At 51.1% G+C, this 13,549-nt stretch carries 12 protein-coding genes; 8 read left to right on the top strand and 4 right to left on the bottom strand.

Going from position 1 to position 13,549, the window contains the following annotated elements:
* The 3 genes from KNO70_RS01850 to KNO70_RS01840 all read right to left on the bottom strand — a co-directional run bounded on the left by KNO70_RS01850 (position 1) and on the right by KNO70_RS01840 (position 2,942).
* A complete protein-coding gene (locus KNO70_RS01850; RefSeq protein WP_214811518.1) occupies positions 1 to 1,545 on the bottom strand; it encodes an FMN-binding glutamate synthase family protein in 1,545 nt (514 codons plus the stop codon).
* A gap of 78 nt (positions 1,546 to 1,623) precedes the next feature.
* Entirely contained in the window at positions 1,624 to 2,010 is a 387-nt protein-coding gene (locus KNO70_RS01845; RefSeq protein ID WP_214685968.1) for a hypothetical protein, read from the bottom strand.
* An 83-nt stretch (positions 2,011 to 2,093) separates the two neighbouring features.
* The gene (locus KNO70_RS01840) at positions 2,094 to 2,942 is read right to left on the bottom strand and encodes a MurR/RpiR family transcriptional regulator (protein WP_214810962.1); all 849 of its coding nucleotides are present in this window, start codon (positions 2,940 to 2,942) and stop codon (positions 2,094 to 2,096) included.
* Positions 2,943 to 3,051: 109 nt separating this feature from the next.
* On the opposite strand from KNO70_RS01840, the gene KNO70_RS01835 reads away from it, so the two are divergent.
* The 8 genes from KNO70_RS01835 (at position 3,052) to KNO70_RS01800 (ending at position 12,891) form a co-directional block, all read left to right on the top strand.
* On the top strand, positions 3,052 to 5,559 hold the full coding sequence (locus KNO70_RS01835) for an EAL domain-containing protein (RefSeq protein ID WP_371816077.1): 2,508 nt from the start codon (positions 3,052 to 3,054) through the stop codon (positions 5,557 to 5,559).
* A 371-nt stretch (positions 5,560 to 5,930) separates the two neighbouring features.
* Positions 5,931 to 7,136 carry an MFS transporter gene (locus KNO70_RS01830; RefSeq protein WP_214687489.1) on the top strand — a complete coding sequence of 402 codons (1,206 nt, stop codon included), beginning with the start codon at positions 5,931 to 5,933 and terminating at the stop codon, positions 7,134 to 7,136.
* 250 nt (positions 7,137 to 7,386) lie between these two features.
* Complete coding sequence (gene gnd, locus KNO70_RS01825; protein WP_214685974.1) at positions 7,387 to 8,268, top strand: phosphogluconate dehydrogenase (NAD(+)-dependent, decarboxylating); 882 nt, start codon at positions 7,387 to 7,389, stop codon at positions 8,266 to 8,268.
* 89 nt (positions 8,269 to 8,357) lie between these two features.
* Positions 8,358 to 9,701 carry a GntT/GntP/DsdX family permease gene (locus KNO70_RS01820; protein ID WP_214687491.1) on the top strand — a complete coding sequence of 448 codons (1,344 nt, stop codon included), beginning with the start codon at positions 8,358 to 8,360 and terminating at the stop codon, positions 9,699 to 9,701.
* 16 nt (positions 9,702 to 9,717) lie between these two features.
* Entirely contained in the window at positions 9,718 to 11,217 is a 1,500-nt protein-coding gene (gene gntK, locus KNO70_RS01815) for a gluconokinase (RefSeq protein WP_214685976.1), read from the top strand.
* Between the two features lie 119 nt (positions 11,218 to 11,336).
* On the top strand, positions 11,337 to 11,618 hold the full coding sequence (locus tag KNO70_RS01810) for a hypothetical protein (protein WP_214685978.1): 282 nt from the start codon (positions 11,337 to 11,339) through the stop codon (positions 11,616 to 11,618).
* A 14-nt stretch (positions 11,619 to 11,632) separates the two neighbouring features.
* Complete coding sequence (locus KNO70_RS01805) at positions 11,633 to 12,103, top strand: GNAT family N-acetyltransferase (RefSeq protein WP_251024879.1); 471 nt, start codon at positions 11,633 to 11,635, stop codon at positions 12,101 to 12,103.
* A gap of 53 nt (positions 12,104 to 12,156) precedes the next feature.
* A complete protein-coding gene (locus KNO70_RS01800; RefSeq protein WP_214685982.1) occupies positions 12,157 to 12,891 on the top strand; it encodes a polysaccharide deacetylase family protein in 735 nt (244 codons plus the stop codon).
* A 64-nt stretch (positions 12,892 to 12,955) separates the two neighbouring features.
* Here KNO70_RS01800 and KNO70_RS01795 read toward each other — a convergent pair whose 3' ends face one another.
* Positions 12,956 to 13,495, bottom strand: coding sequence for a dihydrofolate reductase family protein (locus tag KNO70_RS01795; protein WP_214687497.1), 540 nt, complete (start codon positions 13,493 to 13,495; stop codon positions 12,956 to 12,958).
* Positions 13,496 to 13,549: the final 54 nt, after the last annotated feature.

Here is a 13,549-nt window from a genome sequence, read left to right as displayed (position 1 = left end):
CTATTTGATTGTTCTCACACGGCCGTCCGGTTCCTGATATACCACATGCTCTTGTGTCAGTTCCGTCGGTGAGCGAACGCCTGCCGCAGCCGCCATATTGTATAGCCCTTCCCGAAGCGAGATGATATAGTTCGTCACCCGATAGCTCTTTTCGTCGACAACGAGAGCACGCTGCAGTTTCGGGTCAGTCGTCGCGACACCGACCGGGCAGCGGTTCGTGTGGCAAACCTGTGCCTGGATGCAACCGACGTTGAACATGAGTCCGCGGGCGATATTGACGAGGTCTGCACCGAGCGCGAGGGCGATGGCGACTTTATCCGCCGTGATGAGTTTCCCAGAGGCGAACAGTTTGACTCGGTCTCGCAAACCGTGCTCGATGAGAAGGTGATGCACGTAAGGGAGCGCCGCCTTCAGCGGTAAACCGACTGTATCCGCAAGCTCTTGATACGTCGCACCCGTACCCCCTTCACTCCCGTCGATGGTGATGAAGTCAGGTACAATTTGAGATCTCGCCATCTCTCGGACGAGCGAGTCGATGTCTTGCAACTTCCCAACTACAAGTTTGATGCCGACGGGCTTCCCACCGATTTCACGTAACCTCTCAACAAATGCCAACAATTCCACATGGGTGTGAAATTCAGAGAAGCGGTTCGGGCTGTCAATGGTTTCCCCGACTCGTACACGACGGATTCGGGCAATCTCCTCGGTCACTTTCGATCCGTCGATATGTCCACCACGTGTCTTCGCGCCTTGGGCAAGTTTCAGTTCGAACGCTTTCACTTGCGGAAGGTCACTCTTTTGTTTGAATGCCTCGACTGAAAACCTACCGTCTTCATCCCGGACACCGAAGAGCGCCGGTCCAATTTGACAGATGAGATCGACGTCCCCTTTTAAATGATAGTCGGATAATCCACCCTCCCCAGTATTCATCCACGTGCCACCCGCACGACCGAGCCCAATCGAAAGCGCTGTGATGGCCCTGTCTCCGAGCGACCCGAAACTCATGGCAGACTGACCGACAAGCCCCCGAACGTAGAACGGTTCCCGGCACGTCTGTTCGCCTATGATGACGGTATCTTCTTCTGTTAATAAGTACGGGGAGATGTCTCGTTCGACGAGATGTTCTTTTCGGGTGAACAGATTGTCTTCATCGAGTTCATACACCCATGTCGACACTTTCGTTGAATTGTCGATTCGTAACTCGTTCCGATTTGTCGGGTACAATGCATTTTGAAGATAGAACCCACCCGCGTCAAAATCTCGCTCCGAGCCGAATCCGATGATGCGCGACTTATACTTCCCTGCGATGACGGCCGACTCATAATCATTCCGTGAGAACGGCTTCGCCTCATTGTCATTCAGGAACAAGTATTGCCGAAGTTCGGGTCCCATCTTCTCAAATATATAGCGCAACTTTCCGAGAATCGGGAAGTTCCGGAGGACGGAGTGTTCGCGTTGGTTCCGGTCACGCCGCCACAGATAAAAAATCAAGAGCGGTGGCGTGATCATGATGAGCAACATGAGCATCAGTAAAATGGTTAACATCGATGTGGTGAGTGACACGGAATTCCCTCCTCTATGGCTCGACGAAAAACACCCTGTTTCCAACAAAACAGGGTGTCATCAGTCGTTCGGGATCGTGACCCCGTCAAATTGTTCATTGCGGCATAGCGTGATTGCTTGCATCGCCAACTTATAGTCTTCTTCCGGCAAGGCAATCAACTCGGTCGGAAGGACCCATTCTTTTGAGTTATACAGATGGATGACGAGCTTGGCGAGCACAAACTCTCGTTTATCAAACGTATTGTCATCGATAATCGTCGAAGTGCGAATCTTACCTGATTCAAGATCCATATAAGGAAGTAGGCATTCACGTATATGTTCATTTCCCGCAATCACATACAGCGCGGCGAAATATTCTCGACCGGTACTCCCCGGATCCGTGAGCCGTTGTGCCAACCGTTTGAACTCGTTGTAATGGTCGGAAGATAAAAAATCAATATGGTTCATCGGTCCACCTTCTCTCTCTAAGCCATGCTTTGCTCTCAAGGTTTATAATTTCCACCTTTTTGTAGAAACTAACCCTCTTTCGCTCAGATTCGGCGCAGCGAAATCGCCTCACGCATCTGTTGAAGCGACGCCCGGGCCGCCTCGCCTCGACGCATCATGACAGCCGTGAACAACGCATCAATCAGGCTCAGTTCGGCGATGCGAGAAGCGAGCGCCTCAGAACGGAATGCCGTCTCTTGAGATACGGTATAGAGCGACACATCCGCCAGTTTCGAGAGAGGGGACTTCGCATAGTTGGTGATGGCAATCATCGGCACGCCCTTCTCTTTTAAGAGTTTGGCGATATCGAGTGTCTCTTTCGAGGCACCGGAATGCGAGATGACGACGGCGACGTCTGCGGTCGTCAATTGTGAGGCCGACATGAGCTGCATATGCGACTCGAGAATCGCGCTTACTTGAAGTCCGCTCCTGACAAACTTATGATAGGCATCTAGCGCGACGACGGCCGACCCGCCGCTCCCGAAAAATTCGATGCGGCGCGCCCCAAGAAACAGCTCAACGGTTTTCTCAAGAGAGGCACCCTCTAAAATCTGACGGGTCGATTCAATCGTCTTCCCGTTCGTTGAAAAAATTTTCTCTGCGATTTCGAGTGCCGTATCCGTCTCGGTAATATCTTCATGAATATCTTGAAGCGGTGCGACGACATCTGAGGCGAGTGCGATTTTTAGCGCCTGATAGCCTTTGAATCCGACACGCTGACAAAAACGAAACACAGTCGACTCTGCCACATCGAGGTCATCTGCCACCTGATTGATCGTATGATGAATGATTTTTTCTGGTTGCTTCAAAATATAGTCGGCAATACGTTGTTCTTTCTTGCTCAGTGTCGAATAGGCACCACGGATGCGGGCCGTCCCGTTCATCGTTTCCATCAAGCATCACCCTTTCTCTTCTTCATCTAACGATACCGTTTCGAAAAAAATTCCGCAATGTGTGATTCATGCAAATGATTGACCCACCTTACAAAAGTAGGCAAGAAGCGTGATTCCAGAGTGTGCTACTCTAATAAAGCACTTTTTCATTCATTCTTTGTACCATTTGAAATTGAAAGGACTGTTTCTCATCGAACATCACCTGAGTAGCTCATATAACTTCCCACTCGTCATTCTTTCCATCGCTGTCGCCATCTTCGCTGCCGGTGTCGCTCTCGATATTAGCAGTCGTTTGAAATATGCGAAGCACGCCTCGCGACTCAGGTGGGTCGTCGCTGGTGCCTTCAGCCTCGGTCTCGGCATTTGGGCCATGCACTTCATCGGTATGCTGGCGTTTCACTTGCACGATGATGTGACGTACCATCTCGGCATCGTACTATTATCCATCGTGCCGGCCGTCGTCGCTTCCGGACTTGCCTTTTGGATGATCAGCCATCCGGAGACGCGACCCATCCAGCTCGTCTTCGGTGCCTTCTTGATTAGCGTCGGCATCGTCTCCATGCATTACATCGGGATGGAAGCGATGCAAATGAACGCCATCCTCACATACGACCCCATCATGTGGATTGCATCTGCCATCGTTGCCTTCGTCGCGTCACTCGTCGGATTGTACATCCTCTTCTATATCCCGAACGTCTCGCGGTTCCATTGGCGCCGTCTGGTCAGTTCGGTCTTGATTGGTGTTGCCGTTTCTAGTATGCATTATGTCGGGATGGGCGCAGCCCGTTTCACCCCGATGGAAGGTGCGGCCAAACCGGTCAGCGACTATGCCGTCGACAGCACCCTACTCGCCTATGTCATTGCGGCGAGCGTCATGACACTATTCATCTTGATGTACATCTCGCTCCGGACGGCATCACAACTCGAGGCACAGTCGGAAGAACTAGAATTAAAATTCGAATCCATCATCGAATCTGCCTCGGATGCCATCATTGTCGCCGATCACAATCGCACCATCCTTCAGTGGAACCAAGGGGCGACCGACTTGTTCGGATATACGTATGACGAGATGATCGGGCAATCGATTGTCGCCATCATTCCGGAACGATTCCGAGATGCGCACGAGCGCGGGATGAAGCGTTATGAAGCGACAGGTGAAAAACGCGTCATCGGTCAAACGGTCGAGCTCATCGGATTACGAAAAGACGGTGTCGAAGTGCCAATCGAGATGTCACTCGGAACGTGGAAGACGGACAAGGGCATCTTCTTCAGTAGCATTATCCGTGACATCAGTGAACGGAAACGAATCGAGGCTCAAATCAACGACCTCGTCTATTTGGACCCGCTCACCGGTCTCCCGAACCGTCGTCTATTCAGCGACCGACTCGACGCGCTACTCGGTCAGTCCCAGCAAGAATCGTTCGCCTTATACTATATCGACTTGGACAACTTCAAGGTCATCAACGACCGGTTCGGCCACTCGATCGGCGACCAATTCTTGAAACAAGTGACGACCCGCATCCAATCGACGATTCAAAAGTCGGACACGCTCGCCCGTCTCGGCGGAGATGAGTTTATCATCTTGTCGCCACATACGAAAAGTAACCTCGCTGCCCATCGTGCGCAGGAGCTCATCAACATCCTCCATCCTCCGTTCGAACTCGAGAACGAGGAAGTGTTCACCGGTGCCTCGATTGGGATCAGTCTCCATCCATCCGACGGGGATACGGCAGAGGATTTAATCAAAAACGCTGACATCGCTATGTATCGGGCGAAGGCCGACGGCAAGAACGGCTATCAGTTCTTCACGAACGAACTGAACGAGTCCGTTTCCCGTCGTTCGAACTTGTCGATGGCACTCCGGAAAGGGATTGGACGTGGCGAGTTCACCGTCCACTATCAACCGCAGATCCAGCTAGAGACAGAAATGGTCATTGGTATGGAAGCACTCGTCCGCTGGAATCATCCAGACCTCGGGATGATTTCGCCTGGCGAGTTCATTCCGATTGCCGAAGAGACGGGAAGCATCCATCGCCTCGGCGAGTTCGTCTTGAATGAGGCGTGTCGCCAAAACAAGGCGTGGCAAGATGCGGGCATTCCCCCGTTTCGGGTCGCCGTCAACATCTCGGCCATTCAATTCGCTCAAAAAGACTTGTCGGAAGTCGTCAGCCGCGCACTCGACTCATCAGGTCTCGACGCGCAGTATTTAGAACTCGAGTTGACCGAGAGCGTCATCCAAAGTGCAGACCGCGCCATCGAGACGATGCATGAGCTCGTCGCCCTCGGCGTCCACCTCTCCATCGACGACTTCGGGACCGGTTATTCATCACTCAGTTACTTGAAGCTGTTCCCGATTGATACGCTGAAGATCGACCAGCACTTCACGAAGAACATCGAAAGTGACGAGAAAGACGCTGCCCTCGTTAAAACGATCATCCGCATGGCGCACGAGCTCGATTTGAACGTCATTGCGGAAGGGGTCGAGACCGAGAATCAAGTCGCTTTTCTGAAAGCCGAATCATGTAACCAGGCACAAGGATATTTCTACAATCGTCCTTTGCCGGCGGAAGAAATCGAAGTCTTCTTCCAACAATATAAGAAAGCATCATCAAGTTAATTCGTTCGACCTCCGTGACGGGGGTCGATTTTTTACTAGGATTTTGACGATCGCTGAGTCACACCGAGCAATGCGAACAGGTTACCCGACACCTCTCGATGATTGGAAAATTGTTGCCTGAAAATGACGAACTATTTGAGGGATCTTTCGCCCATAGCTTTAAATCGATGAAGACGACACAATAAAAATGACCTCCGATGATTATATCGGAGGTCATTTTACAAACATACGTTCGTTTTATAGTACAACGCAAACAAGCGCCTATATATTCGCTTTTTCTATTTTTAGTCTAGCAAATCCCGCAACATAAGTCTATTCTTTCTCTCCACGACCTCTTACATTAAAGAGAGACTCTTGAAAGGAGCATATCTATGGAATTATACCGTTGGGACCTCAATCTGAAAGTTCGCTTATTCGGCGAAGGCTTATTCAACCTCTTGTTTTGGATGTACTTTCCATTCATCACCGTCTATTTCGCCCGGACGCTCGGTGTCGAGCTAGCCGGACTACTCATGGCCGTGCCACCGTTGTTCCTGCTAGTCGGCAGCTTGATTGGCGGTTCGCTTGCAGATGAGATTGGTCGCCGCCCCGTCATGCTCGCAGGGACGTTCTCACAAGGTTTCCTATTCCTCGTTTTCGCTTTATCAACGAACGCCTATGTCGATTACATCACCTACATCAGCATCGGTTTTATGGGTGCCATCTACAAACCGGCCAGTTCGGCGATGGTCGCCGACCTCGTTCCGACTGAACATTTACGGAATGTATTCGCGACGTTTATGGCTTCGAACAATATCGGTGCTGTTCTCGGTCCGCTTCTTGGTGCGGTCCTCTTTTTCGAGTATCGTCAGGCGCTCCTCCTCGGCTGCGCCCTTGTTCTTTTTGGTTACGGGGGTTTGCTCGCGGTTCTAACCAGTGAGACACGACCGGTCTCGACCGAGAAGACGGTCGCAACGACATTTTTCACCCAAGGGCGGTCGTATGCGACGATTTTGATTGACCCGCTTTTCCGCCTCTATCTGATTGCTGGCGTATTCGCCTTAATCCCAATCATGCAGCTAGACGTGTATTTACCTGTCTATTTGATTGAACAAACTCCGGCCACGTTCAACGTCTCGAATACAGTCTTATTCGGCTGGCTCGTTGCATATAACGGCCTCTTGTTCGTCGTCTTCATCATTCCTGTCACACGTGTGTTTCGGGCGTGGGACGAACGGCGTGTTTTACTATTGTCGACTTTCCTAGGAGGTTTCGGGACGTTTCTCGTCGCCTTCTCATCAAATATCTGGTACTTGCTCATCGTCACGACCATGTTCACGTTCGGGGAGCTGATTCGTTCTCCCGTCAGTCAGAGTTTCGTTAGTCACTATGCACCAATCGAGTCACGTGGACAATACCTCGCGACCGATACGCTCCAAAACACAATCGGCAAGTTCCTCGCACCGGTGACGGTATTTGCATCAGGATTTCTCTCCCCTCTCGCTGTGTTCACACTCATCTTGCTGTCGGCACTCATCGGTATGGGGCTGTATGCGAAGCTATTTGACAAGCTGAACCAAATGAAAGTTTCGTCTTAGGGTTACCGCAATCACTTTGTTACTAATCAACGCTTGTATCGCATTTCGGGAATTTTATTCACTCTCAAAGATTGATCGTTCGTTCTTGTATCTATATAAGAGTGCCTGTCCGTCGTCCCGCCTACGAATTAAGCCGGGACGCTTTTTTTGCATTACTCGAAAAAAATTCCGTCATTAGACTTGTAAGTCGAATTTATTTTGATATGATAAATCTAGAGACGGAAAAAAATTCTTTTTCAGGGGTGACAATATGGAAATTGGTTTGATTGGTTTAGGTAAGATGGGATACAACTTGGCACTCAACTTGAGCGACCACGGACACACGGTCGTCGGGACGGACGTCGGGAATGTCACTTCGGACGCGTTCTCCATCGTGCCGACGCTCGAAGATGTCGTGAACAAATTGTCGACGCCACGCGTCATCTGGACGATGGTCCCTGCCGGCGACGTCACCGAAGCGGTACTCGCTGAACTATATGAGCGCCTCGAACCCGGCGACATCGTCATCGACGGCGGGAACTCGAACTACAAACTCTCGGTCGCACGCGCCGAACAGTTCGCCGAGAAAGAGATCAAATTCTTCGATTGCGGGACGAGCGGAGGCACGGACGGGGCACGAAACGGTGCCTGTACGATGGTCGGGGGTGACGCGGAGGCGTGGCCAACGATTGAACCAATCTTCAAAGATCTGTCTGTCGAGAACGGCTACTTGTATACAGGTCCTGCCGGAAGCGGTCATTTCTTGAAGATGATCCATAACGGCATCGAGTACGGGATGATGCAGGCGATCGCCGAAGGATTCGATATCTTGGAGAAGAGCCCGTTCGACTATGACTATGAAAAAGTCGCTCGTGTATGGAATCACGGGTCGGTCGTACGTTCTTGGCTCATGGAACTCACAGAGAATGCCTTCAAGAAAGATGCGAAGCTCGATGAGATTCGCGGGGTCATGCATTCATCCGGTGAAGGTAAATGGACGATTGAGACGGCGCTCGACCTTCAAGCCGCGGCACCGGTCATCGCCCTGTCGCTCATGATGCGCTACCGTTCACTCGAAGACGACACGTTCTCAGGAAAAGTCGTCGCCGCGCTCCGCAACGAGTTCGGTGGCCACGCGGTCGTCAAGAAGTAACATCTGTGGAAAAGGTCACGGGGATATGGCCTTTTCCTTTGCTAGGAACTGTAAACGGTTACATATTCGGAATTTAGGGGGAATACTCAATGTCTGGCTCAACACTTATTTTGATCGCCTTAGCCGGGATCTTCTTGCTCTTATTTTTGGTCATTCGCACAAAGCTTCATGCATTCGTTTCGTTGTTACTTGTCAGTTTAATCGTCGGGGTCGCAGCCGGCATGCCACTCGGGGATGTCATCGCCTCCATCCAAAACGGGATGGGCGGAACGCTCGGCTTCGTCGCCGTCGTCGTCGGTCTTGGCGCGATGTTCGGGAAGATGCTTGAAGTATCGGGTGGCGCGGAACGTCTTGCCCAGACACTCGTCAGCAAGTTCGGGGAAGACAAGGCACAATGGGCGCTCGGGATTACCGGATTCATCGTCGCCGTCCCGGTCTTCTTTGATGTCGGTTTTATCATTCTCGTTCCAATCGTATACGGTCTCGCAAAAAAGACGGGACGCTCGCTTCTTTACTATGGGATTCCGCTCCTTGCGGGTCTCGCGGTCACACACAGCTTCATCCCGCCGACACCTGGTCCAATCGCTGTTGCGAACTTGATCGGTGCCGACCTCGGTTGGGTCATCTTGTTCGGTGTCCTCGCTGGGATTCCGGCCATGATTTTAGCCGGTCCGGTTTTTGGGAAGTATATTGCTAAGAAAATTCATGTGACGATTCCGGATTACATGGAATTTGAAGAAATCGATACATCGAAAGAACTACCAAGTTTCAAAATGATCTTGTCGCTCATCTTGATCCCACTTGTGTTGATTTTAGCGAACACGCTCTCAGCGGTTCTCTTGAACGAAGGCAACGCTGTCCGTGATTTCTTGACGTTCCTCGGACATCCATTCGTTGCCTTAACGATTGCGACGCTCCTCACGTTCGTCTTCCTCGGGACACGTCGTGGATATTCACGTGACGAAGTACAAGAGATCGCAACGAAAGCACTCGAGCCAGCCGGAATCATCATCCTCGTCACGGGGGCCGGTGGTGTGTTCAAACAAGTACTCATCGACTCTGGTGTCGGTGACGTGCTCGGTGAAATGATGGCTGGCTCACCACTTCCGGCAATCGTTCTTGCCTTCTTGATCGCAACGGTCGTCCGTGTCGCCCAAGGGTCGGCAACGGTGTCTATGGTCACAGCGGCCGGACTCATCACACCGCTACTCGAAATCCAAAACATCACGGGCGCGGCGCTCGGATTGATTGTCATCGCCATCGCTTCAGGGGCGACCGTCCTCTCACACGTCAACGACTCAGGCTTCTGGCTCGTCAACCGGTACTTCGGTCTCGACGTGAAAGACACGCTCAAATCATGGACGATCATGGAAACGATTATCGGACTCACCGGCTTTGCCGTCGTGTTCTTGATTAGCCTATTTATCATCTAAGTTAGGAAGTGATTGTGTGTTTACGATTGGGGTCGATATCGGGACGACGAGTACGAAAGCCGTCCTGTTCAACGGTCATCAACAACTGGCGGTACATAACGTGTTGTATCCGCTTCTCACGCCCGATACGGAGACGGCCGAGCAAGACCCGGTCGTCATCTATGGGGCCGTGCTCGAAGCTGTCTCGGCGGTCCGCGCCAAAGCGGACGGTCCGATTCGCTTCGCATCGTTCAGTTCGGCGATGCACAGTTTAATCGCGCTCGATGCATCAGGACGTCCGCTCACGAACAGCATCACGTGGGCCGACAGTCGCGCGAATCCATATACGCAAGAAATCAAACGCGATGTTGATGCGAGTGCGCTCCATATGCGCACGGGCACCCCGGTCCATCCGATGGCACCGCTGTCGAAACTGCGCTGGTTGAAAAAAGAACATCCTGACGTCTTTGAACAGACAGCCAAGTTCGTCTCCATCAAAGAGTATGTCTTCTATCGCTTGACGGGTCGCTTCGTCGTTGACTACTCCATCGCCTCGGCGACCGGACTCTTCAATTTAAAGCAACGAGACTGGGACACGGAAGCACTTGATGTCGCCGGTGTGACACCAGAGCGCTTGTCTGAACTCGTGCCGACGACAGAGATTTTACCGGTGACACCTGAGGTGACCGAGACGCTCGGCTGGGACTTCCCGCTCGTCATCGGGGCAAGCGACGGCGTGCTCTCGAACCTCGGGGTCGGCGCCTTCGAACAAGGCGTCGTCGCCGTGACCATCGGGACGAGCGGCGCCATCCGGACGGTCGTCTCGGAACCGGTCGAAGATCCGAAAGGTCGCATCTTCTGTTATGCGCTGACGGACAAGCATTGGGTGATTGGTGGACCGGTCAATAACGGCGGCATCATCCTCCGCTGGCTCCGTGACGAGTTCGCAGCAAGTGAGGTCGAGACGGCGAAACGACTCGGGATCGACGCGTACGATGTGTTGACACGAATCGCCGAGACGGTCAAACCGGGTGCCGACGGACTGTTGTTCCATCCGTATTTGATGGGTGAACGGGCTCCGCTCTGGGATTCAAACGCCCGCGGTTCATTTTTCGGGCTCAGCATTCACCATAAGCGCGAACATTTCATCCGTGCCGTATTGGAAGGAGTCATCTTTAACCTCTATACGGTCATGCTCGCACTCGATGAGTTGACGGGCGCCCCGAACCGCATCCATGCGACGGGGGGGTTTGCCCAGTCGAGTCTCTGGCGTCAAATGATGGCAGACATCTTTGATACACCGGTCGTCGTGCCGGAGAGTCATGAAAGTTCATGTCTCGGGGCTGTCATGCTCGGGGAATACGCTTTCGGGGACATCGAGGAGTTCCAAGAAGTACCGCAAGTGACCCATGAGCATACACCGGACATGGAAGCGACGAATGTGTATCGTGAACTTTTGCCGATCTACATTCGCTTATCGCGCCATTTGTCTGAAGAGTATGAAGCGATTTCAGCGTTTCAGCGGAAGCATGTATGATGTCAAACCGAGTCCTTGAAGGGCTCGGTCTTTTTGATTTATGACAGGATTTTTCGTGATATACACGGAAATTAAGGACGAGGTCAAACAATCATCGTATCGAAGAAGGGATTGATTAAATGGCGATTGCAATCGGATATCTCATCGCAGGTCTAGGTGCATTCGTGGCATATTGGTTCAGTACCGGCGAAGCACGAAACACAAAATTGAAAATATGGGGAATCGCTCTTATGATTCCTATATCACCAGCCTTAGCGTTTTCCATCGGCCTTTCGTACGCAATCAGTGTACAGAACGGATGGGCTGGATTGATCATGTGGTTTATTTTCCCTGTGATTTTCTTGAGTGGTCTGGCGTTGCTATTGATTGGTCTTTTCAAAAAAGAAAAGAAGTTGGTTTGAATGGTAAGACAACCATGATCACGACAACCCGTTGCCTCATCCGCCCATTCGAACGCCAAGACATCGAATCATTCATGATTTACCGGAATGACTTGGATTGGATGAAAGATCAGTCATTCAAAGGACTCAGCTTTGAAGAATACGAGAACGCCCTAATCGGCGCACAATCACTTCAACACGGCATGCAACTCGCCATCATCGACCAAGCGACCGATGAATTGATTGGGGACGTGTATATCCAGCAAGAAGGTATGACGCATTGGATCGGCTACACGATTACCCCTACGCGCGCTCGGCAAGGCTATGCATTTGAAGTGATGTCGGAATTGATTCGTCACTTGACTTACCAAGGAGCGAAAGAGTTCAAAGCCGGTGTGCTTGGGACGAACGCGGCATCCATCGCGCTATTGAAGAAATTGAACTTCACCTTTTTCGAGACAGAGCTTGACGAACAGATTTATCGTCTCGATGTCTCCAACATATGATAAAGTATGTATCACATGTCGCTTGGTTTTGATTTGAGGGAGTTTTGAATGGAATGATGAAACGCGTTCTTTTGCTCATGTCGATCTTTCTACTGATTGGGTCTTTGTCACAGGCTGCGATTCCGGAGCCGAAGGCCTATAACGACCCGAGTCTCATCTATTTGACGCTCGATGATGGACCGAACTGGAAAACGGGAAAGCTACTCGATGTCTTGAAGAAACATCAAGTGAAGGCAACCTTCTTCATCCTCGGAAAGAACATCGAAGGAAATGAGCATCTGCTTCACCGCATCATTGCGGAAGGTCATTTGATTGCCTTACACGGGATGCGACACGACCGGGATGAATTTTATGAAACACCGTTGACGGCCGTGCTTCAGATGCAGGAAGTACAAGCACTTATCTATGAAGTGACCGGCATTCATACGAACATGGCCCGCACCATTTATGGGAGCGACGCCGGCATGTCACCCGCACACTGGCAGGCGATGACCGATGCCGGTTTTGAGATTTGGGACTGGAACGTCGGTAGTCTCGACCATGTGTATAAGAAAGACAATGCCCGTGTCGAGCAACGTGTATTCGACCGACTCGAAGCGAATCGCGCCGCCAATATTGCTTCGATTATTTTAGCGCACGATCACTCGATGACGCCGAAAGCACTCGATACAATCATTCGTTATGCGAAAGAACGAGATTATGAATTCCGTACGTTAGAGGGTGTCCAACCGGTTCACAACTTTTCTGATGTATGGGAACCGCATTTAAGCGAACGAGCGACCCCATGACTGCAGATCATCTTAATGGTCTGCAGTTTTTATACAATGAGATGAATTATAAAAAATCGAGCCCTTATGTGGACTCGATGCTCATTTGTCGTTCATAGGTCACCATCACAAATTGACCGGAGGCGTGGTGACTCGTCAGTCGAAGCTTCGTTTCTTTCGTGCCTTCTAGGAAAAGAGGGATTCCCCCTCCTAACACGACCGGCGCAATCGCAATCTCATAGCGGTCAATCAAATCATGTTCCATCGCGGCTTTGATGACTTCTCCCCCGCCGATGAGCCAAATATCTTGATCAACTTCTTGCTTTAACCGATTGATGAGTTCTTTGATTGGTTCGTCCGTGAATGTGACATGCTCGGCCTCACGGTCAGCCTGACGTGTCAAAATGTAGTTCGGGATGTCTGGATACGGATACTCTCCTTGTTCTAACTTCAATACTTCCTCATACGTCTTCCGTCCCATGATGACAGCACCAACGGTCTTGAAAAAATCAGCATAGCCGTTGTCCCCATCCCCCTCTACAGCGAACAACCAATCGAGTTGGTCGTTCGACCGGGCAATCTTTCCGTCTAAACTCATCGCAATATATAACACAACATTCGGCATCATGTGTTCCTCCTTGATTCGTGATACATTCAGCTTAACGAACAAACACGACAA

This window comes from Exiguobacterium sp. s181, from assembly GCF_018617125.1.
GTDB classification, from domain to species: Bacteria; Bacillota; Bacilli; order Exiguobacteriales; family Exiguobacteriaceae; genus Exiguobacterium; species Exiguobacterium profundum.
This window is presented reverse-complemented; position numbering and strand designations above follow the sequence as displayed.

Excerpts from the sequence above, each read along its gene's own strand:
- KNO70_RS01850 (WP_214811518.1), bottom strand. The coding sequence starts at position 1,545 with ATGTTAACCATTTTACTGATGCTCATGTTGCTCATCATGATCACGCCA.
- KNO70_RS01845 (WP_214685968.1), bottom strand. The coding sequence starts at position 2,010 with ATGAACCATATTGATTTTTTATCTTCCGACCATTACAACGAGTTCAAA.
- KNO70_RS01840 (WP_214810962.1), bottom strand. The coding sequence starts at position 2,942 with ATGGAAACGATGAACGGGACGGCCCGCATCCGTGGTGCCTATTCGACA.
- KNO70_RS01830 (WP_214687489.1), top strand. The coding sequence starts at position 5,931 with ATGGAATTATACCGTTGGGACCTCAATCTGAAAGTTCGCTTATTCGGC.
- gnd (WP_214685974.1), top strand. The coding sequence starts at position 7,387 with ATGGAAATTGGTTTGATTGGTTTAGGTAAGATGGGATACAACTTGGCA.
- KNO70_RS01820 (WP_214687491.1), top strand. The coding sequence starts at position 8,358 with ATGTCTGGCTCAACACTTATTTTGATCGCCTTAGCCGGGATCTTCTTG.
- KNO70_RS01810 (WP_214685978.1), top strand. The coding sequence starts at position 11,337 with ATGGCGATTGCAATCGGATATCTCATCGCAGGTCTAGGTGCATTCGTG.
- KNO70_RS01805 (WP_251024879.1), top strand. The coding sequence starts at position 11,633 with ATGATCACGACAACCCGTTGCCTCATCCGCCCATTCGAACGCCAAGAC.
- KNO70_RS01800 (WP_214685982.1), top strand. The coding sequence starts at position 12,157 with ATGATGAAACGCGTTCTTTTGCTCATGTCGATCTTTCTACTGATTGGG.
- KNO70_RS01795 (WP_214687497.1), bottom strand. The coding sequence starts at position 13,495 with ATGCCGAATGTTGTGTTATATATTGCGATGAGTTTAGACGGAAAGATT.